This window comes from Streptomyces sp. NRRL S-337, assembly GCF_000720175.1.
Classification (GTDB): domain Bacteria; phylum Actinomycetota; class Actinomycetes; order Streptomycetales; family Streptomycetaceae; genus Streptomyces; species Streptomyces siderophoricus.
The window spans coordinates 26,012-51,421 of the sequence record NZ_JOIX01000073.1 but is presented as its reverse complement, the minus strand read 5'-3'; the positions used below and the strand labels follow the sequence as shown (position 1 = coordinate 51,421).

The following is a 25,410-nucleotide window of genomic DNA, read 5'->3' as shown; positions in this document are numbered from 1 at the left end:
GGCGGAAGGGGCGGGTGGGGTCCATGGGGGCGAGTGGTGCGGGCGGGTTCGCCGGGGAGCCCACGGTGGCGGTGGGCAGGAGGGGGGCCAGGGCCTGGTAGACCTCCTGCGCGTCGGCGGGGCGGGCCTGCGGGTCCTTGCGCAGGAGGTGCAGCACGAGGGCTTCGAGGGCCTCGGGGACGTCGGGGCGGAGCTTCCGCACCGGCACGGGCTCCTCGTGGAGGTGGCGGTGGAGCACGCCGAGGGCCGTCGACCCCGCGAACGGGACCTCGCCGCTGAGGAGTTCGTGCAGCAGGACACCCAGCGCGTAGAGGTCGGTGTACGGGCCGACCGCGCCGCCCATGGCCTGCTCGGGCGCCATGTAGGCGGGGCTGCCGATGGGCGAGCCGGTGTGCGTGAGGCGGGTGGTGTCGGTGTCCAGCGCGGAGGCGATGCCGAGGTCGAGGACGACCAGGGAACCGTCCGGGCGGATCATGACGTTACGGGGTTTGAGGTCGCGGTGGACGATCGGCACCGCGTGGACGGAGGCGAGCACGGCGCAGAGCTGGGCGGCGACCGAGACCGCCCAGGGCCAGGGGTAGGGGTCGTGCTCGGCGAGGTGGTCGGAGAGGTCGGCGCCCTCGACGTACTGCATGACCAGGTAGAGGTCCTCGCCGTCGCTGCCGGCGTCGTGGACGGTGACCAGCCCGGGGTGGTCGACCTGCGCGGTGACCCGGCACTCGCGGACGAAGCGGCGCCGCATCTCCTCGCCGTCGGGGGTACCGGCCACCCGGTCCGGGCGCAGCAGCTTGACGCCGACCCGGCGGTCCAGCCGGCGGTCGTAGCCGATCCAGACCTGGCCCATCCCGCCCTGGCCGAGCAGCGCGGAGAGTTCGTAACGGTCGCCGATGACCCGGCCGTTCACCGCCCTTCCTCCTTGCGGAGGTAGTCGCTGAGCTCGTCGAGTTCGGCCCGCACCCGGTCGATGCGCTGCGGCTGCGGACGCTCCTGGGGCGCGGGCGCGGGGAGATACGGGGGCGCGGGGTGGTGGCCGGGCGCCGGCGGCGGGGGCAGCCGGGTCTCGGTCGCGGCGTACGGGTTGGCCGGGCGGGGGCCCTGGTACGGCTGGGTCTCCCGGGAGTGGAAGGCGCCCGGTGCGGCCGGCTGCGGCGGGCCGTAGGGCTGCGCGAGGGGCGGGGTGCCCGGCATGCCCGCGAGGCCCGGGTAGGCCGCCGGGACGTGGCCGGTGCCGGGGGCGGCGGTGCGCCGGGCACGGGTGTCGACGACGAGGTAGTAGGCCACGGCCGCCGCGATCTGCATCAGCAGCAGGCCCACGCCGACGTTGGTGCGCCAGTCCGTCTCGGCGTAACTGGTGATCAGCACGCACGCACCGATGACCGCCACCAGGTCACCGCCGAACAGCCACCAGCCCAGCTGCCCGCGCTGCACGATCGCGGCCCGCAGCATCGGCACCCAGGCCAGCAGCCCCAGGCTGAGCACCGCGGTGGCCACGAACACCACCCGCAGCAGGATGACCGTGCCCTGCGCGGGGGGACGGTGCGGCGGGGGGGCCGGGACGGGGCCGTGCATCAACTGCTCCTGACGGATCGGTTCGTGGCCGGTGGGGCCGTGCTGACACGGCGGCCTGGCACGGCGGCGGTGGTGCGCCCATCACCGCACGTGCCTTGCGAGCGTATATACGACACGGGGCGCGCGTGCGGGGTTGTACGGAATGGACCGGGCGATGTGCCGGGCCCATATTGCGACCTGCGGCAGGCCGGGACCGCCCCAGGTCCCGCCGTTCCGCCGGTCCGTCCGCTATACCCGATCCGTCCGCCGGTCGGTGGCGACCGGTGGCGTGAAAAGCGAACCGGGGGCGCCCCGCCGATCCGTCGGACCGTGCGTGACCGGCCGTCCGTCAGTCCGGTGTGACCGACCCGTCCGTCAGCCCGTCGTAGAGGCCCTGGACCAGCTGTTCGCCGAGCCGGGTGGCCTGGCGCAGGGTGCTTTCGAAGGCGGCCAGGTCGCTGAACCGGCTGCCGTAACGGCGCTGTTCGGCCAGCGGGAGCCGGGGCAGCTGGAGGCGGCGGACGTCGAGCCGGGTGGCGGTGGAGGCGTAGCTGCTGGCCTGGCGGTTGTTGGCGGTGCCGCGCAGGAAGCCGGCGAGGAACCACGGGTCCAGGGCGGCCGGGTCGGGGCGCAGCAGGGTGAGGTTGCGGCCGAGGGCGGCGCCGGCGGTGGCCGCGTCGACGACCCGGGCGATGGCGCCGCCGCCGAGGACCGGGACGACGACGTCGCCCTCGCGGAGCAGGACGGGTTCCTCGGCCGGCCCGGAGGCGGGCGCCTCGGGCAGGGCGCCGGAGGGGCAGCCGCCGGCGATGACGTCGTGGTCGGTGAGGACCGGGGGCGCGTCCGGCCCCTCGGCCGGTGCGGTGCCGGGGCCGCCGGTGCGCAGTACCAGGGCGCCGGAGCGGGCGAGTTCGCCGACGGTGGTCAGCGGCCAGCGGGCCGGTCCGGTGTCGGCGTCGGCGGGCCGGGGGGTGAGCTGGGTGGTCCGGGCGAGGGTTTCGGTCAGCCGGTCGTGCACCTCGGCGAGTGCGGCGGGGCCGCCGGCCGCGGCGGGCGGCGGGAGGTGCCGGGCCGGGGCCAGGTCGACGTCGTCGTCGAGGAGGTCGATGGCGGCCAGCGAGCGCCGGACGCCGGGCCGTTCCTCGATGCCGCCGTCGCGGTCGAAGGCCCGCCAGGCCTCCACGGCGGTGTCCCGGACGGTCTGCCAGTCGGGCCGGTCCCGGCCGGCGGCCGGGCCGGCGGCGGGGCCCGCGGTGTCGACGACGAGGAGCTGCGGGGTGGGCGGGGTGGTGCCGCCGGGCTTGCGCAGCACCCACAGGTGCAGCGGGACGCCGTTGGGCGGGGCGGCGCCGGCCGGCAGCGCGATGACCGCGCGCAGGGCACCGCGGCGCAGCAGGTCGGCGCGGATCCGGCGGCCGGAGCGGCGGGACGCGGCGGCCGGCGGCATGAGCACGACGGCGGTGCCGCCCTCGCGCAGCCGGGCCAGGGCGTGCTGGACCCAGGCGAGTTCGGATTCGGTGCGGGCCGGGAAGCCGTACTCCCAGCGCGGGTCGTAGGCGAGTTCGTCGTGGCCCCAGTTGCGTTCGTTGAACGGCGGGTGGACGAGCACGGCGTCCGCGGTGAGTTCGGGGAAGGCGTCGGCGCGCAGGGTGTCCGCGGCGCGCACCCGGACCTCGGCGGGGGCGCCGAGGGCGAGGCGGAGCGCGGTGAGCGCGGCGAGGTCGGGGTCGGACTCCTGGCCGTGGAGGGTGACGGCGGTGCCGTCGGTCTCGTCGGCGGTGCGCTCGCGGGCGGCGGCGAGCAGCGCGCCGGCGCCGCAGGCCGGGTCGAGGACGGTGGCCAACGGGCCTGCCACGGCGGCGAGTTCGGCCATCAGGGCGGCCGGTCCCGGCGGGGTCAGGGTGTACTGCCGGGGATTGGCGTCCAGATGGCGGCCGAGCAGGAACGCGTAGGCCTCGGGGGCGCCGTCCAGGGTCGCGAGCTCGCCGGTGGAGCGTACGAGTGCGGCGGAGGGGGCGAGCGCCTCGCGGGTGAGGCCGCGGACGGGGTGGCCGGGGCCGAGCCGGGCGGCGAGCACGGAGTCGAGCATCGCGGGCAGCACGCCGGTGAGCTCGGTGTCGTCGGCGGCGCCGCGCAGCTGCTGCCAGGCGGCGGGCCGGTCGTGGGCGAGCAGCAGGACGGCGCCGGCCTGGCGGAGCGCGGCGGCGGCGCCCGCGGGGTGTCCGACGAGCTGCTGCCAGACCCGCTCGCGCAGCGGGACCTCGGCGAGTTTGCCCTGGTCGCGCAGCCATTGCTCGATGTCGCGGAGGGCGAAGGCGGGGCTGGTCTCGGTGCCGCCGACGGGCTTGGGGAAGTCGGGGTGGCGGCGCCGCCAGTTGCTGACCGCGGCCCGGCCGACGCCGGCGAGCCGGGCGATGCCGGCGGCGGTCACCTCGGTCGGGCGGCCGTCCGCCCCCTGGTCCGCTGACGCGTTGTGCGGCACCTGACTGACTCCCATTCCGTGAACCCCCGACCTCCTGTGACCCCCGACGCTGTGTCGGCCAGCATACCCATCCGCCAGAATTCTCCCCCTTCACAGCGTGAACCAATCCTCTTCTCTCATTCATGTTGACTCGGTTCACAGCCTCTGCTGTTATTGACCCACCACCGCAACGGTCTTCGATCCACCAGCCCGGAAGGGGCTCCCACGCATGTCCCAGCAGATGCACTTCCAGCCCGCCCCGCAGGGGCACGCCGCCCCGCAGCAGGCCCGTAACGGTCTCGGCGTCGCCGCCCTGATCCTCGGCATCATCGGCGCACTCAGTGGCATCCCGATGATCCTGTTCTGGCTGGCCGGGCCCCTGGGCATCCTGGCCCTGATCTTCGGCCTGGTGGGCATGGGCCGGGCCAAGAAGGGCCAGGCCACCAACAAGGGCGTGGCGATCACCGGCACGATCCTCGGCGCCCTCTCGATCATCCTCGCGGTCGTCGGGGTCATCGTCACCCTGATGGCCGTCAACAAGGCCGTCGACGAGGTGCACAAGGAGTACGAGAAGCAGTCGGGCAGCAGCAGCAACATCAAGGACCTGGGCGCGGGTCAGGCCGCGAAGTACAACAACGGCCTTGAGGTGTCCGTCTCGAAGCCGACCCCGTACACCGTCGACAAGAACACCCTCATCGACGGCCACACCGAGGGCAACAAGGCCTGGAAGGTCACCGTCACCCTCAAGAACACCGCCTCCAAGCCCTACACCAACCCGCTGATGACGACCGACGCGGAGGCCGACGGCAAGAAGTCCGAGGAGGTCGCCGACGACAAGCACGGCATCCTGCACCACGACTTCGAGAAGACGCTCAGCCCCAACGAGTCCTCCAAGGTGGACATGGTCTTCGACGCCCCGCCGACCGCCAAGGAGCTCGAACTCAAGATCACGCCGGACCTGCTGCTCGACCCGGCGAACTGGAAGCTGGCGCTCTGACGCAACGGGGTCCCGCCCCTTCCTCCCCCTCCCGGCCCGGCACCGCGACCCGCGGTGCCGGGCCGGCGCCGTCCGGCCGGCGGGAACGGACCGTGCCGGCGCGGCGTCTGACTCACTGCCCGACGGGCACCTGGTCTCCGGGCCGGCCGCGTCAGGTACCTTTCCGGCAGTTGAGAGTGAGTGAGGACCCTGATGGACACGGCCGCCGCAACGGCCGGGGGTGCCCCCGGACGGGACCTGGGGCAGGACGGCCGCACCGTGCCGCCGCCCCGGACCCCCGCCGACCCGGCCGCGACCACCGCCCCCGGGCCGCCCGCCGGCCCCCTTTGGCGCACCGCCCGCCGCCTGCGGGACCGGGCGGCCCCGCTGCATGTGCCCCGCCTCGACCCGTACTGGGCCGCCCTCCTCTTCTTCCTCGCCTTCGCGCTGCTGGCCCTGCACCGCTTCCGGACCCTGTCCACGTCCTCCTGGGACCTGGGCATCTTCGAACAGGCGATACGCGGCTACGCCCACTTCCGGGCGCCGGTCGTCGACCTCAAGGGCCCCGGCACCAACATCCTCGGCGACCACTTCAGCCCCGTACTGGTCGTGCTCGCCCCCCTCTACCGCGTCTTCCCCTCCTCACTGACCCTGCTGATAGCCCAGGCCGCGCTGTTCGCGGTGTCCGTCATACCGGTCACCCGCGCCGCGGCCCGCGCCCTCGGCCGGCTCCCCGGCCTCGCCCTCGGCATCGCGTACGGAGCCTCCTGGGGCCTGCAGAAGGCCGTCGACTTCGACTTCCACGAGATCGCGTTCGCCCTGCCGCTGCTGGCCTTCGCCCTCGAAGCGGTGCTCCGCGGCCGCTGGACCGCGGCGGTGTGCTGGGCGGCGCCGCTGGTCCTGGTCAAGGAGGACCTGGGCGTCACCGCCGCCGCCATCGGGGCCCTCGCGCTGATACGCACCCGGCGGGCGAGCCCCCTCCCCATCGCCCTTGTCGGCTTCGGCCTCGGCGCCGCCGCCCTCACCCTCGGCGTCCTCATCCCCTCCTTCAACGGGTCCGGCTCGTACGACTACTGGGCCAAGTTCGGCGCCGACGGCGGCGGGGCGACGATCCCCCTCGACACGGCGCTGCGCACCACCTTGTGGGTGCTGCTCCCCACCACCGGCCTGCTCGCCCTGCGCTCCCCCCTCATCCTGGTCGCGCTGCCCACCCTGGGCTGGCGGTTCCTCTCCCACGAACCCCACTACTGGGGCATCGACTGGCACTACAACGCCGTGCTGATGCCGGTGGTCTTCCTCGCCCTGGTCGACGCGCTCCCCCGGGCCCGGGTCTCCACCCGCCCCTGGCTGCGCTCCTACGCCCACCACCTGCCGGCGGCCGCCCTCGCCGCGGCCCTCGCGCTGACCGCCAACCTGCCACTGGCGCGGCTCACCGAGTCCGCGACGTACCGCACGCCGCCGGACGTCGCCGCCGCGGCGCGGCTGCTCTCCCGCATCCCCGACGGCGCCACCGTCGAGTCCGACATACGCCCCCTGAGCCGGCTCACCGACCACACGCGCGTCTTCTGGCTCGGCAACACGGGGGGCTTGGCGCCCGGCTACATCGCGGTCCAGCTGCGGGACGGACACACGGTGCGCCAGACGGTCGCGGAAGCGGTGGCACGGCATCCGCGGGCGCACTATGTCGTGCTTGGCGGCGCGGCGGATGTCCTGGTGCTACGCCGTACGTCTGCGCTTCGCTGAGCCGCCTCCCACGTTTTCGGCTGGCCCGCCGTGGGGGTTGCGGTTCTTCCGCCTTCGGCGGGCGTGGGGGTTTGGGCCGGGGGGCGCTCGGTTTCGTTGTGGTGCCGGGTGTGGTCCTCCGGGGGCGGGTTTCCGGACTGCTGACGCTTTACGTCCGGAAACCCGCCCCCTCCGGCCCACCCCCTACGGCCGGAATCGCGCCCCCGCCCGGTTGGGGGGAAGCAGACTGGGGCTCTGCCGCGCCAAAGGCGCGGCAGAGCCCCAGTCCCATGCCCTCCCGGGCGGGGGCGCCCCACCGGACGCAAGGGGGCGGCCCGGAGGCGCCTGTTGTGTGGACGTAAAGCGTCAGCAGTCCACACAACAGGCGCCGGAGGGCCGAACCCGCAACCCACCACCCACCAGGCGCCCCCGGCCCTAAACCCCACCCCGCCGAAGGCGGAAGAACAGCAACCACCACGGCGGGCCAGCCGAAAACGTGGGAGGCAGTCACAAACGTACGGCTACGACAACACCGTCGTCAGGAACTCGCCCACCCAGGCGAGAAGCTGACGCCCCACCACCGGCTTGCCGCCGATCTTGGCCGTCGTGGGCCGCGGAACCAGGATCTGGTGAGCGGCCGGCTTCAGGACCGTACGCGGGTACAACCGCTTCAGGCGGAGTTCCTGGGACTCGCGGAGTTCGACCGGGCCGAAGCGGATGTTGGCGCCCTGGAGGGTGATGTCCGAGACGCCGCAGGAACGGGCCAGCATCCGCAGGCCGGCGACGAGCAGGAGGTTCTCGACCGGCTCGGGCAGCTTGCCGTAGCGGTCGGTGAGCTCCTCGCGGACCGCGGCGATGTCCTCCTCGGAGTTCGCGGAGGCGATCGCGCGGTAGGCCTGGAGGCGGAGGCGCTCGCCGGGGGCGTAGTCGTGCGGGACGTGCGCGTCGACGGGGAGCTCGATCTTCACTTCGAGCGGCGGCTCCTCCTCCACGCCGCCTTCGAGGGACGCGCGGTAGTCGGCGACGGCCTCGCCGACCATGCGGACGTAGAGGTCGAAGCCGACGCCGGCGATGTGGCCGGACTGTTCGCCGCCGAGGAGGTTGCCGGCGCCGCGGATCTCCAGGTCCTTCATGGCGACGTACATGCCGGCGCCCATCTCCGTGTGCTGGGCGATGGTGGCGAGGCGCTCGTGGGCGGTCTCGGTCAGCGGCTTCTCGGGCGGGTAGAGGAAGTACGCGTAGCCGCGTTCGCGACCGCGGCCGACCCGGCCGCGGAGCTGGTGCAGCTGCGACAGGCCGAAGTTGTCGCCGCGCTCCACGATCAGCGTGTTGGCGTTGGAGATGTCGATGCCGGACTCGACGATCGTGGTCGAGACCAGGACGTCGAACTTCTTCTCCCAGAAGTCGACGACGACCTGTTCGAGGGCCGACTCGGACATCTGGCCGTGGGCGGTGGCGATCCGGGCCTCGGGGACGATCTCGCGGAGGCGGGCGGCGGCACGGTCGATGGACTCGACGCGGTTGTGGATGTAGAAGACCTGGCCCTCGCGGAGCAGTTCGCGGCGGATGGCGGCGCCGATCTGCTTCTGCTCGTAGGGGCCGACGAAGGTCAGGACCGGGTGCCGCTCCTCGGGCGGGGTGGTGATCGTGGACATCTCGCGGATGCCGGTGACCGCCATCTCCAGGGTGCGGGGGATCGGCGTGGCGGACATGGTCAGCACGTCGACGTTGGCCCGGAGCTTCTTCAGCTGCTCCTTGTGCTCGACGCCGAAGCGCTGCTCCTCGTCGACGATGACCAGGCCCAGGTCCTTGAACTTGGTCTCGGAGGAGAACAGGCGGTGGGTGCCGATGACGATGTCGACGGCGCCGTCCCGCAGGCCCTCCAAGGTCGCCTTGGCCTCGGTGTCGGTCTGGAAGCGGGACAGCGCCTTGACGTTGACCGGGAACTGGCCGTACCGCTCGGTGAAGGTGCCGTAGTGCTGCTGGACGAGCAGCGTGGTCGGGACCAGGACGGCGACCTGCTTGCCGTCCTGGACGGCCTTGAAGGCGGCGCGGACCGCGATCTCGGTCTTGCCGTAGCCGACGTCGCCGCAGATCAGCCGGTCCATCGGGACCGACTTCTCCATGTCCTCCTTGACCTCGGCGATGGTGGTGAGCTGGTCGGGCGTCTCCGCGTACGGGAAGGCGTCCTCCAGCTCGCGCTGCCAGGGGGTGTCCGGGCCGAAGGTGTGGCCGGGGGCCGCCATCCGGGCCGAGTACAGCTTGATCAGGTCGGCGGCGATCTCCTTGACGGCCTTCTTGGCGCGCGCCTTGGTCTTGGTCCAGTCGGCGCCGCCGAGCCGGTGCAGGGTCGGGGCCTCGCCGCCCACGTACTTGGTGACCTGCTCCAGCTGGTCGGTGGGGATGTAGAGGCGGTCGCCGGGCTGGCCGCGCTTGGCCGGCGCGTACTCGACGAGGAGGTACTCGCGGGTCGCGCCCTGGACCGTGCGCTGCACCATCTCGATGTAGCGGCCCACGCCGTGCTGCTCGTGGACGATGTAGTCGCCCGCTTCGAGGGTGAGCGGGTCGATGGTCTTGCGGCGCCGGGCCGGCATCCGCTGGCCGTCCTTGCCGGCCGCCTTCTGGCCGGACAGGTCGGTCTCGGTCAGCACCGCCAGCTGGAGCTGCGGAGCGATGAAGCCGTTGTCGAGGGAGCCGCAGGCGACGTGGACGAGGGCGGGCGAGATCTCGGGGAGGTCGGCGTCGAGGCGGGCGGCGATGCCCTCACCGCCGAGGACCTCGACCGTGCGGGCCGCGGGGCCGTGCGCCTCGGTGACGTAGACCGTGCGCCAGCCGTCGGCGAGCCACTGCTTGGTGTCGGCCAGCGCCCGCTGGGTGTCACCGCGGTACGTCTCGGGGGCCTGCAGCCCCAGCTTGAGGGTGTCGCCGTCGTCCTCGGCGTCCGGGTCCTCCCCGGAGGCGAACGGCGTGACCGACCACCACATCATGTCCAGCTCACGGGCCCGGTCGCGGACGTCCGCGAGGCCCCACAGGGACGCCGCGCCGACGTCGATGGGCGCGTCCCCGCCGCCCGCCGTCGCGGCCCAGCTGGCCTGCAGGAACTCCTGGCTGGTCGCCACCAGGTCGGCGGCCCGGGTGCGCACCCGCTCCGGGTCGCAGACGACGGCCATGGAGCCCTTGGGCAGGACGTCGAGCAGCAGCTCCATCTCGTCGACGAGGACCGGCGCGAGCGACTCCATGCCTTCGACCGCGATGCCCTCGGCGATCTTGCCGAGGAGTTCGCCCAGCTCCGGGTGCTGTTCGGCGAGGGCGGCGGCGCGGTTGCGGACGTCCTCGGTGAGCAGCAGCTCACGGCAGGGCGGCGCCCACAGGCCGTGCTCGGCGATCTCCAGGGAGCGCTGGTCGGCGACCTTGAAGTAGCGGATCTCCTCGACGTCGTCGCCCCAGAACTCGATCCGGAGCGGGTGCTCCTCGGTGGGCGGGAAGACGTCCAGGATGCCGCCGCGGACCGCGAACTCGCCGCGCTTCTCGACCAGTTCGACGCGGGCGTAGGCGGCCGCCGCCAGCCCGTCGACGATCTGCTCCAGGTCGGCGGTCTGCCCCGTGCGCAGGCTGACCGGCTCCAGGTCGCCCAGGCCCTTGACCTGCGGCTGGAGCACCGAGCGGATCGGCGCGACGACGACCGAGACGGGGCCCGCGGTCGGGTCGTCCGGGCTGGGGTGGGTGAGCCGGCGGAGCACCGCCAGGCGCCGGCCGACGGTGTCCGAGCGCGGGGAGAGCCGCTCGTGCGGCAGCGTCTCCCAGGACGGGTACTCGACGACGGAGTTGTCCTCGCCGGCCGGCATCAGGCTGCGCAGCGCGGCGGCGAGGTCCTCGGCCTCCCGGCCGGTGGCGGTGACCGCCAGCACGGGGCGCCGCGCCTCGCGGGCGAGCCCGGCGATCACGAACGGGCGGGCGGCCGGCGGGCCGACGAGATCCACGTGCGGGCGGCGTCCGTCGGCCGCGGCCCGGACCGCTTCGGCGAGCGCCGGGTCCCGTACGACGGCGTCGAGCAGACCAGTCAGGCTCATGAAAGGCTTCCGTCCCAGAGGGCGAGGCGAACAACGCGAACAGCCCGCGACGTCATACGGGCGGGGGTTGCCCACGATACGCCCGACCGCCGACAAACCGCCGCCCGAGCAGACCGGGCCCGGGCGGGGGCGGACCGCCCGGTCCCGTTCCGGATCCCGGTCCGGCATGGAAGGCTGGGGCGGGAACGGTGCCCACTACACACAACGGTGGCAGGGAAGCGGAGGGGGACCCATGAGCCGCACGACCAGGGGCAGCGACAGCCCCACGGACCGGGGCACGGGCGGCCCACGGACGCCGGCGCCGGAGCCCGGGGGCGCCCGCACCGAGCGGCGCGGCCCGGTCGTCGCCGCCCTGATGCTCGGCATGGCACTGGCCGCGCTGGACTCCACGATCATCGCCACCGCCGTCCCCCAGATCGTCGGGGACCTCGGCGGCTTCGCGGTCTTCTCCTGGCTGTTCTCCGGCTACCTGCTGGCCGTCACCGTCACCCTGCCCGTCTACGGCAAGCTCTCCGACACCTTCGGCCGCAAGCCCATCCTGATCACCGGCATCGTGCTCTTCCTCGCCGGCTCACTGGCCTGCGCGGCCGCCTGGAACATGGCGTCCCTGATCGCCTTCCGGGTACTGCAGGGCCTGGGCGGCGGCGCCCTCCAGGGCACCGTGCAGACCATCGCCGCCGACCTCTACCCGATGAAGGAACGCCCCAAGATCCAGGCCAGGCTCTCCGGCGTCTGGGCCACCTCGGCGATCGCCGGGCCGGCGCTCGGCGGACTGCTCGCGGCCTACGCGGACTGGCGGTGGATCTTCCTGGTCAACCTGCCGGTGGGCGCGGTGGCGCTGTGGCTGGTCGGGCGGCACTTCACGGAGCCGCAGCGCGCCACCGGCCGTGATGGCGGCGGCCGGGCCGGCCGGCCCCGGGTGGACTGGCCCGGCGCGCTGGCGATCTTCGCCTGCGGCGGGCTGCTGCTGACCGCCCTGGTCCAGGGCGGCGTCGCCTGGGCCTGGCTCTCCACCCCGTCCCTGCTGCTGTTCGCCGGCAGCGCGGTGTGCGGCGCGGCCACCGTCCTGATCGAACGGCGCGCCGCCGAGCCGATCATCCCCGGCTGGGTGTGGCGCCGCCGCACCATCTCCGCGGTCAACCTCGCCCTGGGGGCGCTCGGCCTGCTGATGGTCGCCCCCACCGTCTTCCTGCCCACCTACGCCCAGTCGGTGCTGGGCCTGGGCCCGATCGCGGCCGGTTTCGTGCTGTCCGTGATGACCCTGAGCTGGCCGGTGTCGGCGGCACTGAGCAGCCACGTCTACAACCGCCTCGGCATCCGCAACTGCGCCCTGCTCGGCATCGGCGCGGCCGGGCTGATCCTGCTCGCCTTCCCGCTGCTGCCCTACCCCGGCGCGGCCTGGCAGCCCGCGCTGATCATGCTGGCGCTGGGCGCCGCCCTCGGCCTCTTCCAGCTGCCGCTGATCATCGGCGTGCAGTCCTCCGTCGGCTACGCCGAGCGCGGCACCGCCACCGCGTCCATACTCTTCTGCCGCCAGGTCGGCCAGTCCGTCGGCGCCGCCCTCTTCGGCGCCGTCGCCAACACCACCCTCAAGGACCGCCTCGCCCACGCCCCGGCCGACATCCGCCCCGGCCTGCCCGGCGACCTCGACGCGGTCTCGCACGCCCTGGAGCACGCCGGCACACTGACCGCGCACGCCACCGACTACCTCCGCCGTGCGGTCGCCACCACCGTCGGCCACGTCTACCTCGGCGCCGCCACGGCCGCCGCACTCGCCGCGCTCGCCCTGCTCCTGCTCGCCCCGCGGCGCTTCCCGGTGCACGCGGACGCCCGTACGGCAGAGGCCGAGCCCGGCGGGGCGTAACCGGGGCGGAGCCTTCGCACGGGTCAGCCGCCCGCCTGGCGCGGCACCTGGGTCTCCACGGTGTCCTCCTCGTCGGGACCGGCGGGGCCGGCCGCCGGGCCGTCGTCCTCCGGCGCCGGGGCCTTGCCGGTCAGCGCCGCCAGGCTGTTGCGAACGTGCGCCATGTGGGCACGGAGCTCCTCGCGCTCCTCGTCGTGCTCCCGCAGCGCCCGCTCCGTGGCCCGCTCGATGCGCTCCGCCGCGACCCGGGCCTGCGCCAGCAGTTCGGCGCCCTGGTCCTCGGCGGCCTCCTGGTGGTGCCGGGCGGCCTCCTCGGCCTGGGCGTAGCGCCGCCGCTCGTCGGCGAGCAGCACCTCACCCCGCTCGTCCAGCTCCGCCACCAGCCGCTCCAGCGCCGCCTCCCGCTCGGCGATCTCCCGCCCGCCCGCGTCCCACTCCTCCGCGTGCCGCTTCTCCTGGTCACTGAGCAGCTGGTCGGTGCGCCGCACCACGTTCGCCAGCGCCTCGGCGGCCTCCGCGCGCAGCTGCCCGGCCTCCCGGGACGCCGCCGCCACCAGCTTCGTGGCGTTGTCCCGGGCCACCTCCTCGGTGTGCCGGGCCCGTTCGTCGGCGTCGGAGCGCAGCGCGGACGCCGCCTTGTCCGCCGACTCCCGGACCTTCTTGGCGTGCACGTCGGCCTCGTCCCGCTCCCGCTCGGCGAACTCCTCGGCCTCCGCGCGCAGCCGCGCCGCCTCGGACTCCGCCGTGGTCAGGATCAACCGGGCCTCGCTGCCGAGGGATTCGTACGTCTGCGGGGGCAGCTTCGCCAGATAGAGCCGCAGCTCGGTGAGTTCGGCCTCCATCTCGTTGCACAGGACGGTGAGCCGTGCGGCCCGCTCCCAGCAGGAGTCACGGTCGATGGAGAGCCCCTCGAAGCGGCGGTCCACGTCCTCCGGCCGGTACCCACGGCCCCGTACGATCTCGAACCCGTGAGGCGAAACCGATGCACTCATCCCTCAAGCCCCTCTGTGCAGTTGCGCGCACTTCTCCTCGGACCGGCCGGCGGCGGCGCCCTCGCGACCCTCCGGCCGACCCACTGCACCAGGATGCGTTATTTAGCGACAGAAGTCGGAATTGGATCATCGTGGCGCAACGCCCGGAACAACCGGCTCGCCCCGTTTTCATCCCACAACAGGACCGACCCGGCCCCGGCCACCATCTCCCCCGGCTGCCGCACCGGCACCGTCGTCGCCGTCCCGCCCCCGCCCGCGATCTGCTTCATCGCCCAGCCCATGTCCAGCAACTGCGCCACTCCGGCCTGCTGATCCACCCTCAGCGCCGCCACCGACACGTCCAGCACCCGCCGCAGCCGGAACGGATCGAGCAGCACCTGGGAGTCCGTCATCCCGTCCGCCAGCGCACCGATCAGCCGGCGCTGCCGCTTCACCCGTCCGAGGTCCCCCTGCGGGTCGGCATACCGCGCCCGGACGTACGCCAGCGCCTCGGTGCCGTTCATCCGCCGGCAGCCCGCCGGGAAGTCCGCCCCCGACCTCTCATCCCGCAGCGGCCGCTCCAGACACAGCCGCACCCCGTCCGGCAACGCGTCCACCACCTGCACCAGCCCCAGGAAGCTGACCTCCGCGTACCGGTCGATCCGCAGCCCCGTCGCCTGCTCCACCGTCCGGGTGAGCAGCCGCGGCCCGCCGTCCGCATACGCCTCGTTGATCTTCCGGCTGCCGTACCCCGGCACCGGGACGTAACTGTCGCGCGGCAGGCTCACCAGGGAAGGGTCGTGCTCGCCGTAGTGCAGCACCATGATCGTGTCGGTGTTCCGCACCTCGTTGTTGCCGACGTGCAGCTCCTTGCGCTGCTCGGGGGTCAGCTCGGCCCGGCTGTCCGAACCGACCAGCAGCCAGTTCGTGCCCCGGCCCGCGGCCGGCCGCCCCGCGTAGTCACCCAGCGCATCGACGTGCTGCAGCTGCTGCCCCGCCCGCACATACAGCCCCACCCCGCCCGCCACCACCAGCAGGACCAGCACCAGCAGCGCCACCAGCAGCCACCTCAGCCAGGCCAGCCGCGACGGCCCGGAACCCGTGCCCCGGCGCCGCGGCGGGCGCCGCCCCGGCAGCGAACGGGCGATCCGCCGCCGGTGCCACCACGGCGGCCGCCGCGCCCGGTACAGCGTCGTCGACGAGCCGGGCCACGACGACGACCACGACGGGGGTATCGGACGGCCCATACAGGCATGGTCAGGGCGCCCGGCCCGCCCCGCAGGTCGAGCGCCCCCGCCCTAGCGGAGAGCACCCCTCACAGCAGGCCGTCCCACATCTGCTCCAGCAGCACCGACCACCAGGTCTCCGGCGAACCGAGCGCCGGCGGATCCAGCGCCACCAGCTGCGCCTGGAAGTCCACCGTCCAGCGGCCCGCCTGCTCCGGCGTGAGCCCGTACCGCAGCCGCCACATCCGGCCCAGCATCGCCAGACACCGCACGAACTCCGGCAGCCCGGAATTCACGAACTGCGGCGCGGCCGGCTGACCGCCCGGACCGGCCTCCACCGGCACCGCCACGATGTTCGCGGTCCCGTACTGGACACACAGCTGACGCCCGAAGTCGTTGCCCATCACCAGGTACGACCCGGCGTCCGACGCCGGCTGCACCCCGCGCTCCGCCGCCAGCTCCGCCAGCGTCGGCACCGGACGGCCCGGCTGCGCCTGCGCCCAGAAGAACGGCCCGAAGTCCACCGGCAGCCCGGCCCACACCAGCATCTGCGCCACCACGTCCGGCACACCGTGCCGGGAGACCGCCCGCTGGTCGAACCGGAAGATCCCCTGCGGCCCGAAGGACTGCTCCAGCTCCTGCCCGATCACCTGCGGCGGAACCGGCGGAACCGGCTGCACCTGCGACGGATGCGGCAACGGCACCCGCACCGGCGCCGGCCGCGCCGGACCGTCCGCGACCTGGTGCAACTCGCCCTGGTGCTCGACGAGGTGCCGCACGCCCTGCTGACGCGAGGCGTGGTCCCGGCCGTACGCGGCGGTGTGGCTGATCCGCACCTGCGGCCAGTTGTCCCGGATCATCCGCGCGCAGTAGCCGCCCGGCAGATCACAGCTCTCCAGCTCGGTGTGCAGCTCCAGCACCTGCTGCGGCGGGACGTTCATCCCGCGCAGCTCGTGCAGCAGCTGCCACTCCGGATGCGGCGTACCCGGCGCCGAACGGCGCACGATCTTCTGCTCCGAACCGTCCGGGGCGCGATAGCTCAGCACCGCCATGTAGCCCGGACCGACCGTCGGCTGACCACCGGGCGCCGGCGGATAGCCGTACGCACCGGGAGCCGCACCGCCGGGGCCCGGCACACCGGGCGGCGGGCCGGGCGGGGCGGGCTGCGGGCCGGGCTGTCCCCCCTGCGGCGGACCCGGCACACCGGGCGGCGGCACACCGGGGCCTGCGGCCGGCGGCATACCGGGCGCACCCGGGCCACCGGACAGTGCCGCGCCACTGGCCAGCATCGTCGCCGCGGCGTGCACCCCACCACCGGGGCCACCACCCGTGGCGGGCACCGGCGGGGGCGGCGGCGGACCGCCCGGCGCACCCTGGCTGCCCTGACCGCCGTGCGCACCCTGACCGGGCCGCCCCGGCGGGCCGGGCGGCTTCGGCGCACCGGGTACGCCCGGAGGCGCGGGCGGCGGCGGCACACCCGGCCCCGCACCCGCACTCCCCGGACCACCGGCACCCACGAGATCCTGCAGCGACGCCCCGTCGGCGAGCATCGTCGCCGCGGCGTGCACCCCACCACCGGGACCGCCGGCACCCGGCGCACCCGTACCGCCGGAACCACCCGCGTCACCGCCACCGGGCCCGTCGCCGCCGCCCGGACCGTCCACCGCGCTCAGATCGAGACCGTCCGCATCCAGCTGCGAAACCAGCTGCGTCGGCACATAACCACCGGCCGGCCCCCCGGACGCACCCGCGGCGGCCCCTCCCGCACCCGCGGCCGGGGCTTTTGCGCTCTGCGGGGCGGGCGGGGGCGTGGCGGGGCCGGGAGCACCCGGCCCGGCGACACCGGGCGGCGGCGGGACGTCCGCGACCGGCGACCCCGACGGCGGCGGCAGATCCGGCAGCCCCGGAACGGCCGGCGGCGCGGACGGCATCGGCGGCAGCGACGCCCCACCCGGACCGCCGGCCTGGCCGGACGGCAGGTCCAGCGCGGGCGCGACCTGAGTACGCGGCAACTGGCTGCCGCCCTGCAGCAGTTCGGTCTTGGCGTCCGGCCGCGCCCGCGGCGCCACCGGGGCGTCCTCCTCGTCGCAACCGGCCAGCGGCGGCGCGAAGACCGTCGCGGGCAGACCCACCGAACGGTCCCCGGCCCCCGCGTCGGAATGCGTCGTGTCCGCCGCCGCCCACGGGGTGTCGTCGGCAGCACCCGCAGCGGGGGCAGGAGCGGGCGCGGGCATCGCCGACTGCTGCGGCGCGGCGGCCTGTTGCGGCACCGACGGGACAGCCGGGCCGGAACCCGCACCGGCCCCCTCCCCCGCACTCCCCGCGCCACCGGCCGCCGCCGCACCGCCGCTCCGGTCCGGGATGCCGATCGCGTCCGCCGCCTCCTGCAGCCACTCCGGCGGCGTCAGCAGGAACGACGTGGCCTCCAGATCGATCCGCTGCGGCGGCGGCTCGGCAGCGCCGTACCCGCCGTCCACCGGCGAGCCGTACTCCTCCTCGTAACGACGGATCACCTCGCCCACCGGCAACCCCGGCCACAGCGTGGTCTCCCCGCTGTCCCGCGCGATCACCATCCGGGCCCGGCCGCCCTCCGCCGCCGCACCGCCCTCACGGTCCTCCGCCCAGGCCACGAAGCCCAGATCGAACTCCCGCACCCGCACCTCACGGTGCAGCTCGGCCGGCACCTCGCCGTTCACCCACCGCTCGGCGCGCTCCTGCGCCTGCGCGAACGTCACCACCGCGATCAGCCCCCCACCGCGACGGCCTGCGCGAAACCGCCGTCCACCATCAGGTTCGCCACCGCCTCCAGCTCCGGCGGATTACCCGCCAGCCGCTGCAGAAAATCGTCGAAATCCGCCCCACACGGCAACAACAGCCGCTCCACCCGCTCCTGCACCGTCCAGCCGTCCCGGTCCCGCGCATCGTCGTACGGGCAGAACCACACCGAACCCCGCCCCTCACCGCGCACCTTCACCGCGATCACACCACCCTGCGCGAACGCCACCCCCAGATAGTCCTTGGTGAAGTGGTCCCGCAGGCACTTGTTCACGTACACCAGGTCGTTGACCGCCGCGTCGTCCCGCACCGTGAAGAACGGCTGGTCCACCAGCAGCCCCAACTCCGCGTCCAGCGCCGCACCCACCGGCGCGCACCCGCCCGCCGCCTTCACGAATGACCGGTACGCACCCGGCAGCCGGTACCCCAGCGCCTCCTCGGCCTGGACCACCTGCTCCTCACCCACCGACAGATCACGGTGCGGCAACCCGAAGTGCGCCGGCCGGGTCTCCTGCAACGGCCGCGTCCCGCGCTTGTCGTGCGCCACCGGCGCCGTCGCCAGCCCACCGTGATGCCGCAACAACGCCTTCACCTCGACCGGGACCAGCTCCATCCGCCGCGTACCGGCCACGTGATGCCAGGTCCAGCCGTGCGGCGTGGCCACCGACGGCACATCTATCCACAGCTCGTGCCCCTGCGCATGCAGCGCCGCGTTCGCCGACACATAGTCCGTCAGCCTCAGCTCGTCGACCCCGAAACCCTCCGGCGGCTCGGCGATCTCCGCCGCGGCCCGGGCGTACGGCGTGAAATCCGGGAAGCCCCGCCCGTCCATCCGCACCCCCGCCGGATACCGCGCGGCACGCACCGGATCCGGAAAATGCACGACCTGTCCGGCATAGGCCGCATTCGGTGGCGCGGCATGTCCCGCCGCCTGGGGGCCGGGTGGAACCCCCAGCCCTGGCCGACCTGTCGTCATCGCGGTTGCCCCCTGGCTGAAGCTGGCTTTGGGGCACAGCCTATGCCGTACCGCAACACCCTCCGCCGCCCCCGCCCCGCACGTCAGCGCCACCCCCCCGGCCCGGCGACGAGCCGCCTCCCACCCGGCGGAACCCCCTCTTCCGCCCGCGCGCCCCCACCCGTCAGCCCCGCGACACACCGGCGTCACCCGCCGGCCCACCACCCCCGAACCCCGCACACCACCCCGCCCACCAGCCCCGTTGACCCCCGGCCGACACCCCATCAGCCCCCCGTGATCACCGCGACAGGCCGTCCGACTACCGGAACACCCAGCACATTTGGCAGGCTGACCCCCGCAACCGGGGGGTTTGCAGGGAGGGAAAGCACCACGGATGAGCACCACCACACGCCACAGCACCGGCACCGGCACCGGCACCGGCGACCCTCGCATCGGCTGGAGCGGAACCGCCGACACCCACCGCCCGCCCACGCTCCACCACCGCCGCGACGGCATCCTCCCCACCATCGGCGCCGCCCTGTCCGTACGCGGCCACACCCTCACCTGCACCGCCAGCAAGGCCGAACAACCCCCGCCGCTCCACCCCCTCGTCCAGGACTTCCTCGACACCCTCCCCACCGCACAACGCGAACGCTTCACCGGACGCTGCCCAGAAGCCGTCCTGCTCTCCCGCCACCTCACCGCCGTCGAGACCAACCGCGGCAAACGCGCCTCCCGCAAACCCCTCACCAACGGCGAAGCCCGCCGCTCCCTGAAACACTCCAAGATCACCGCACGCCACATCCGCGAGGACGGCGACCCCCAGCACGGCAGCTACGCCCCACCCTGCCGCTCCTGCGACGCCCTCCTCGCCCACTTCGGCGTCATGCCGATCGGCGCGACGCCCACAGGGAGCTGACCGCCACCATGCCGCCCACCACCCCCGGACCCCGCGACGCCACCCACGACCGGACCCCCGGCCACACCCCCGGACCCGGCCGCACCGACTCCACCCGCTTCCCGCCCGCCGTCGACGTCGCCCTCCAGGAAGCCGGCTGGCAACCCGGCCGCTGGGACATAAAGCAGGCCGAACACTGGGCCGACACCCTCCGCGCCCACACCTCCCCCGCCGGCCACCGCCACACCGTCTTCCCCGCCGCCGTCGAAGCCTGGGCCGAATTCGGCGGCCTGCGCATCACCGGCCCCGGACCCGGCCGCCACATCGCCCCCACCCCCTTCGTCATCGACCCCCTGCACGGCCTCCACCTCGCCCGCACCCTCGGCGACCTCGGCCGCGCCCTCGCCACCGACGTCGCCCCCCTCGGCCGCGAGGAACTCCCCACCCACGACGGCACCCACCCCCAGGCCACCCTCGCCATCGACGCCGAAGGCCGCGTCTACAGCCTCGACCACACCGGCGACTGGTACCTCGGCGCAGACATCGACACCGCACTGGGCACCCTGGTCCTCGGCACCCGACCGAGCCGCCTCTCCCCACACGGGACCGACTGACCCGGAAGCACGGCCCCACAACGCCCCGCCGGTACGGACCGACAACGCCCCCGCCGGTACAGCCCAGCCCCGCCCGGCGGACCGTTGGGGGAAAGAAAACCTGGGGGAAGGAAAACGGCGACCCGGCTCAGCCCACGACGCGCGGAGCCGGCCGCGGCGCCGGCAGAACCGCCGAAACCCGGAAACCACCACTGTCCGTCGGACCCGAGACGAAGACCCCACCCAGGGCCGTCACCCGCTCCCGCATCCCCACCAGACCATTGCCCCCGCTCGGCAGCCCCGCATCCGCCGCCCCGCCCTCACACGGACCGTTCTCCACCTGCACCGCCAGCTCACCCTCACGATGCGCCAGACGCACCCGCGCCCGGGCACCCGGCGCATGCTTGTGGACGTTCGTCAACGCCTCCTGAACCACCCGGTACACCGCACGCTCCACCCGCGCCCCATAACGCGGACGGACCGACTCCCCCTCACCACCGGCCACCGACAGCTCCACCACCATCCCGGCCGCCCGGGACTGCCCCACCAGATCCCCCAGATCATCCAGACACGGCCCGTCCGCATCCCCCTCCGCCGACGACGCCTCCCCAACGGAACGCCCCCGATCCGGATCCCGCTCCCGACCCAGGCCCCGGTCCCGGTCCCGGCCCAGATCTCCCTCGGCCGCCTCCCGCGCCCGCACCCCCGACGCCACCGCAGCCAGCCGCTCCGGCACATCCGCCCCCGCGGTACCCCGCGCCGCCGACCCCTCGGCCGTCCGCAGCACCCCGAGCATCTCCCGCAGCTCCGTCAGCGCCTGCCGGCCCATGTCCCCCACCAGAGCCGCGTTCTTCGACGCCTTCTCCGGATCCTTCAACGCCACCGCCTGCAGCGCCGCCGCATGCACCACCATCAAACTCACCCGGTGCGCGACCACGTCGTGCATCTCCCGCGCGATCCGCGTCCGCTCCTCGTTACGGGCCCACTCCGCCCGCTCCTCGGCCCGGTCCGCCAACAGCGACAGCTCACGCTCCAGACCGTCCGCACGCTCCCGCAGACTCTCCACCAACCGCCGCCGCGCACCGACGTACAAACCCCACAACACCGGCGGCGCCGTCAGCACCAGACCCAGCGCCAACGCCATCACCGGCACCAGCCACACCGGCGGATTGAAGTCCGGCTGCGACGCGATGTCCTGCCGCATGCTGAGGAACGTCGTCACCAACGTCCCCGTCACCGTCATACCGGCCAGCAACGCGGTGATCCGCCGCGGCACATCCGACGCGGCGAGCGTGTACAGCCCCACCACACTCAGCAGCCCGCCCATCTCCGCAGGCATCACCGCTATCGAGACCAGCACCACCACCACGGGCCACCGGCGACGCACCAGCAACACCGGTCCCACCAGCACACCGAGCAGCGCCCCCAGCAGCTCCGGCAGATGCGCCCCATGTGCAAAACTCACGCCCTCGAGCAGGCACTCCACCGTCGAAGCAGCCGCCAGCGACGCGTCCAGAACGGCGCTGCGCCGCCGTCCCCACCACCACGGCCCACCTATCGGCGCACCCCGCGCGCCCACACCTTCACTTGCCCCCGTCGCGGTCATACCGACCAGCCTACGGGGGCCTCCACCGGTTCCTCCGCCCAGTTATGGACGGCCGCTCGCCCTGATACCAGCCTTACCCTCGGTTATCCCTCGAACTGTTGAATCGCCCACGTTTTCGATGCTCTGGCGTGTCGTGTCCCGCCACCCTGTTCCCATGCCGAACACCCAACGGACCCCGTACGACTACGAAGCGTTACGCCACCACGCCCTCACCCTCCGCCGCGCCGGCCTCAGCCGCCGCCAGATCCGCGACCGGTTGTCCCTCCCCCTGACCGACGCCGCCCTGACCTCCCTCCTGGAAGGTGAGCCGCCGCCCGACTGGACCAGGCGCCCGAACGCCAAGGACGACCTACGGGCGAAGGCACGCGAGCTGCGCAAGCAGGGGCGCACCTACGACGAGATCGTGGGCGAGCTGGGAGTGGCCAAGAGCTCGGTGTCGCTCTGGGTGCGGGATTTGCCCAAGCCCCAGAAGTCACCCGAGGCCATGCACCAGATGCGGGAGGCGCGGTGGGCGCCGTACCGCGAAGCCCGGGACCGGGCGATCGAGCAGACGAAGGCGGAGGCGGCGAAAGACATCGGCACACTCAGCGAGCGGGAACTGTTCCTGATCGGTGTCGGCCTGTACTGGTCGGAGGGGAGCAAGAGCAAGCCGTACCAGCGCAGAGAACAGGTCATCTTCGTCAACAGCGACCCAGACATGATCAAGGTCTACCTGGCCTGGCTGACGCTGCTCGGCGTCGAGCGTGAGCGACTGCGTTTCTCCGTGATGATCCACGAGTCTGCCGATGTGGCAGGCGCCGAGCAGTACTGGGCGGACCTGGTGGGCATCGACGTCCCCGACCTGTGCAAGACGGTACTCAAGAGGCACAACACCAAAACGGTGCGCAAGAACGTGGGCGACGACTACCGCGGCTGCTTCGTGGTCCGCGTTCTTCAGTGCGCTGAGCTCTACCGTCGCATCGAGGGTTGGTGGGCCGGCATGGTCAAATCGGTGTCCACGCCCGGCGCAGGCTCGGGTATGGTCTGACGCACTGTCCCCCGTGGTGTAACTGGCAGCACACTGGTTTTTGGTACCAGCAGGACAAGGTTCGAATCCTTGCGGGGGAGCCAGTGCACGTTCGGGTCCTGATCGGCAAGATCAGGACCCGCCGTCGTTTCGCCCGCAATACGCCCCGGTATCCTTCGGGTGACCACCACCCGAAGTAGCCAAGAAGCCGAAGGGCATCCCCGTGAGCGCCAACCGCCCGGCAGCCGTCGTCGTTCTCGCAGCGGGTGAAGGTACCCGCATGAAGTCGGCGACCCCCAAGGTCCTGCACGCACTCTGCGGCCGCTCCCTCGTCGGCCATGTCGTCGCCGCCTCCCGTGAGCTGGACCCCGAGCACCTCGTCGTGGTCGTCGGTCATGCCCGGGAGCAGGTGCGGGCGCATCTCTCCGAGGTCGATGCCGGGGTGCGGACCGCCGTCCAGCACGAGCAGCTGGGTACCGGGCACGCGGTCCGTATGGCGCTGGACGAGCTGAGCGACAGCGGTGTCGTGCTCGACGGCACGGTGATCGTGGTCTGCGGTGACACGCCGCTGCTGACCGGGGAGACGCTGCGGCGGCTCGGTGAGACACACGCGGCGGACGGGAATGCCGTGACGGTGCTGTCGGCGGAGGTGCCGGACGCGACGGGTTACGGGCGCATCGTGCGGGATGCGGCGTCGGGTGCGGTGACGGCGATCGTCGAGCACAAGGACGCGTCGGAGGCGCAGCGGGCGGTCCGGGAGATCAATTCGGGGGTGTTCGCCTTCGATGCCCGGCTGCTGGTGGATGCGCTGGGGAAGGTGCGGACGGACAACAGTCAGGGTGAGGAGTACCTGACTGATGTGCTGGGGATCGTGCGTGAGGCGGGGCACCGGGTGGGGGCGGCGGTGGCCGCTGATCACCGGGAGATCCTGGGGATCAACAACCGTGTGCAGTTGGCGGAGGCGCGGCGGCTGCTGAATGAGCGGTTGCTGGAGCGGGCGATGCTGGCGGGTGTGACGGTGGTGGATCCGGCGTCGACGTTCGTGGATGTGTCGGTGTCGTTCGAGCAGGACGTGACGGTGCACCCGGGGACGCAGTTGCTGGGTGCGACGCATGTGGCGTCGGGTGCCGAGGTGGGTCCGCATTCCCGGCTGACGGATACGTCGGTGGGTGAGGGTGCGGTGGTGTCGTTCACGGTTGCCGAGGGTGCGCGTATCGGTGTGGGTGCGAATGTGGGCCCGTATGCGTATCTGCGTCCGGGGACGGATCTTGGTCCGCGGTCAAAGGCCGGCGCGTATGTGGAGATGAAGAACGCGTCGGTGGGTGAGGGCACGAAGGTGCCGCATCTTTCTTATGTGGGGGATGCGACCATTGGTGAGTTCACCAATATCGGTGCGGCGAGTGTGTTCGTGAACTATGACGGTGAGGCGAAGCACCACACGACCGTTGGTTCGCATTGCAGGACGGGGTCGGACAACATGTTTGTGGCTCCGGTCACGATCGGGGACGGCGCTTATACGGCGGCCGGCTCGGTCATCACCAAGGATGTGCCCCCGGGTTCGCTGGCGGTCGCGCGTGGCCAGCAGCGGAATATCGAGGGTTGGGTCGCGCGTAAGCGGCCCGGAAGTGCCGCCGCGCAGGCTGCTGCGGCTGCTCGCCGGGAGTCGGAAGGCGAGCGGTGATCGTGCAACCAGGTGCGCCGTGCGGGGCGTACCGTGATGAGCGCACGCAAACTGTGATTCGAGGAGATTTGCTGTGACCGGGATCAAGACGACCGGCGAGAAGAAGCTGATGTTCTTCTCCGGCCGCGCCCACCCCGAACTGGCGGAGGAGGTCGCGCATCAGCTGGGTGTCGGCCTGGTCCCGACGAAGGCTTTTGACTTCGCCAACGGTGAGATCTATGTCCGCTATCAGGAGTCGGCGCGCGGTGCGGATTGCTTTTTGATTCAGAGCCACACGGCTCCGATCAATAAGTGGATCATGGAGCAGCTGATCATGATTGATGCGTTGAAGCGGGCGTCGGCCCGTAGCATCACGGTGATCGTGCCGTTCTACGGTTATGCGCGTCAGGACAAGAAGCATCGTGGTCGTGAGCCGATTTCGGCGCGGCTGATCGCGGATTTGATGAAGACCGCGGGTGCGGACCGTGTGGTGACGGTGGATCTGCACACGGACCAGATCATGGGTTTCTTCGACGGTCCGGTGGATCATCTTTTTGCGCTGCCGGTGCTGGCGGATTATGTCGGTGCGAAGGTGGACCGGGACAAGCTGACGGTGGTGTCGCCGGACGCCGGCCGGGTGCGGGTGGCGGACCGTTGGTGTGACCGTCTGGGTGCGCCGTTGGCGATCGTGCACAAGCGGCGGGACAAGGACGTGGCGAATCAGGTCACGGTGCACGAGGTCGTCGGTGATGTGGAGGGCCGGGTGTGTGTCCTGGTCGACGACATGATCGACACCGGTGGCACGATTTGTGCGGCGGCGGATGCGCTGTTCGCGAATGGTGCGTCGGATGTGATCGTGACGGCGACGCATGGTGTGCTGTCGGGTCCGGCGGCGGATCGGCTGAAGAATTCGAAGGTGAGTGAGTTCGTGTTCACGAATACGCTGCCGACGCCTTCGGAGCTGGAGCTGGACAAGATCACGGTGCTGTCGATGGCGCCGACGATCGCCCGGGCGATCCGTGAGGTGTTCGAGGACGGTTCGGTGACGAGCCTGTTCGAGGAGCAGTGATCGTCGGTGT

General features: G+C 72.8%; 17 protein-coding genes and 1 tRNA gene. 9 read left to right on the top strand and 9 right to left on the bottom strand.

Annotated elements, in window-relative coordinates:
- The 3 genes from IG62_RS0133170 to IG62_RS0133160 form a co-directional block, all read right to left on the bottom strand.
- Positions 1-904: serine/threonine-protein kinase (locus IG62_RS0133170; RefSeq protein WP_030812021.1), on the bottom strand; the 904-nt coding region annotated here is incomplete at its 3' end.
- Positions 901-1,569 carry a hypothetical protein gene (locus tag IG62_RS0133165; RefSeq protein WP_030812018.1) on the bottom strand — a complete coding sequence of 223 codons (669 nt, stop codon included), beginning with the start codon at positions 1,567-1,569 and terminating at the stop codon, positions 901-903. The genes IG62_RS0133170 and IG62_RS0133165, both read right to left, overlap by 4 nt.
- A 328-nt stretch (positions 1,570-1,897) precedes the next feature.
- The gene (locus tag IG62_RS0133160) at positions 1,898-4,045 is read right to left on the bottom strand and encodes an N-6 DNA methylase (RefSeq protein ID WP_051798950.1); all 2,148 of its coding nucleotides are present in this window, start codon (positions 4,043-4,045) and stop codon (positions 1,898-1,900) included.
- Between the two features lie 193 nt (positions 4,046-4,238).
- On the opposite strand from IG62_RS0133160, the gene IG62_RS0133155 reads away from it, so the two are divergent.
- Both IG62_RS0133155 and IG62_RS0133150 read left to right on the top strand, forming a co-directional pair.
- The gene (locus tag IG62_RS0133155; protein ID WP_030812012.1) at positions 4,239-5,006 is read left to right on the top strand and encodes a DUF4190 domain-containing protein; all 768 of its coding nucleotides are present in this window, start codon (positions 4,239-4,241) and stop codon (positions 5,004-5,006) included.
- A gap of 192 nt (positions 5,007-5,198) precedes the next feature.
- Positions 5,199-6,728 carry a DUF2079 domain-containing protein gene (locus IG62_RS0133150; RefSeq protein ID WP_078872400.1) on the top strand — a complete coding sequence of 510 codons (1,530 nt, stop codon included), beginning with the start codon at positions 5,199-5,201 and terminating at the stop codon, positions 6,726-6,728.
- 500 nt (positions 6,729-7,228) lie between these two features.
- Here the strand turns inward: IG62_RS0133150 and mfd are convergent, their stop codons facing one another.
- On the bottom strand, positions 7,229-10,777 hold the full coding sequence (mfd, locus tag IG62_RS0133140) for a transcription-repair coupling factor (RefSeq protein WP_030812007.1): 3,549 nt from the start codon (positions 10,775-10,777) through the stop codon (positions 7,229-7,231).
- A 232-nt stretch (positions 10,778-11,009) separates the two neighbouring features.
- Between mfd and IG62_RS0133135 the strand changes: the two genes are divergently transcribed.
- The gene (locus tag IG62_RS0133135; protein ID WP_078872399.1) at positions 11,010-12,641 is read left to right on the top strand and encodes an MFS transporter; all 1,632 of its coding nucleotides are present in this window, start codon (positions 11,010-11,012) and stop codon (positions 12,639-12,641) included.
- A gap of 23 nt (positions 12,642-12,664) precedes the next feature.
- On the opposite strand, the gene IG62_RS0133130 is transcribed toward IG62_RS0133135, so the two are convergent.
- The 4 genes from IG62_RS0133130 to IG62_RS0133115 all read right to left on the bottom strand — a co-directional run bounded on the left by IG62_RS0133130 (position 12,665) and on the right by IG62_RS0133115 (position 18,589).
- Positions 12,665-13,633, bottom strand: coding sequence for a hypothetical protein (locus IG62_RS0133130; protein ID WP_030812001.1), 969 nt, complete (start codon positions 13,631-13,633; stop codon positions 12,665-12,667).
- A gap of 98 nt (positions 13,634-13,731) precedes the next feature.
- A complete protein-coding gene (locus tag IG62_RS0133125; protein WP_030811998.1) occupies positions 13,732-14,670 on the bottom strand; it encodes an LCP family protein in 939 nt (312 codons plus the stop codon).
- 257 nt (positions 14,671-14,927) lie between these two features.
- Positions 14,928-17,576, bottom strand: coding sequence for an SUKH-4 family immunity protein (locus IG62_RS0133120; protein WP_030811995.1), 2,649 nt, complete (start codon positions 17,574-17,576; stop codon positions 14,928-14,930).
- A 5-nt stretch (positions 17,577-17,581) separates the two neighbouring features.
- Positions 17,582-18,589, bottom strand: coding sequence for an SMI1/KNR4 family protein (locus tag IG62_RS0133115; protein WP_037839911.1), 1,008 nt, complete (start codon positions 18,587-18,589; stop codon positions 17,582-17,584).
- 373 nt (positions 18,590-18,962) lie between these two features.
- Here IG62_RS0133115 and IG62_RS0133110 point away from each other — a divergent pair, with 373 nt between their 5' ends.
- Both IG62_RS0133110 and IG62_RS0133105 read left to right on the top strand, forming a co-directional pair.
- Complete coding sequence (locus IG62_RS0133110) at positions 18,963-19,487, top strand: YwqJ-related putative deaminase (RefSeq protein ID WP_030811989.1); 525 nt, start codon at positions 18,963-18,965, stop codon at positions 19,485-19,487.
- A gap of 8 nt (positions 19,488-19,495) precedes the next feature.
- Entirely contained in the window at positions 19,496-20,080 is a 585-nt protein-coding gene (locus IG62_RS0133105; RefSeq protein ID WP_030811986.1) for an SUKH-3 domain-containing protein, read from the top strand.
- Positions 20,081-20,207: 127 nt separating this feature from the next.
- Here IG62_RS0133105 and IG62_RS0133100 read toward each other — a convergent pair whose 3' ends face one another.
- A complete protein-coding gene (locus tag IG62_RS0133100; RefSeq protein WP_078872397.1) occupies positions 20,208-21,665 on the bottom strand; it encodes a sensor histidine kinase in 1,458 nt (485 codons plus the stop codon).
- Positions 21,666-21,819: 154 nt separating this feature from the next.
- On the opposite strand from IG62_RS0133100, the gene IG62_RS0133095 reads away from it, so the two are divergent.
- The 4 genes from IG62_RS0133095 to IG62_RS0133080 all read left to right on the top strand — a co-directional run bounded on the left by IG62_RS0133095 (position 21,820) and on the right by IG62_RS0133080 (position 25,400).
- Positions 21,820-22,692 carry a hypothetical protein gene (locus tag IG62_RS0133095; RefSeq protein WP_030811980.1) on the top strand — a complete coding sequence of 291 codons (873 nt, stop codon included), beginning with the start codon at positions 21,820-21,822 and terminating at the stop codon, positions 22,690-22,692.
- Positions 22,693-22,699: 7 nt separating this feature from the next.
- Positions 22,700-22,775, top strand: a tRNA-Gln gene (locus tag IG62_RS0133090).
- A 119-nt stretch (positions 22,776-22,894) separates the two neighbouring features.
- Positions 22,895-24,352: a bifunctional UDP-N-acetylglucosamine diphosphorylase/glucosamine-1-phosphate N-acetyltransferase GlmU gene (gene glmU, locus IG62_RS0133085; protein WP_078872396.1), complete on the top strand. Its 1,458-nt coding sequence runs from the start codon at positions 22,895-22,897 to the stop codon at positions 24,350-24,352.
- A gap of 73 nt (positions 24,353-24,425) precedes the next feature.
- On the top strand, positions 24,426-25,400 hold the full coding sequence (locus IG62_RS0133080; RefSeq protein ID WP_030811974.1) for a ribose-phosphate diphosphokinase: 975 nt from the start codon (positions 24,426-24,428) through the stop codon (positions 25,398-25,400).
- The last annotated feature ends 10 nt before the right edge of the window (positions 25,401-25,410 follow it).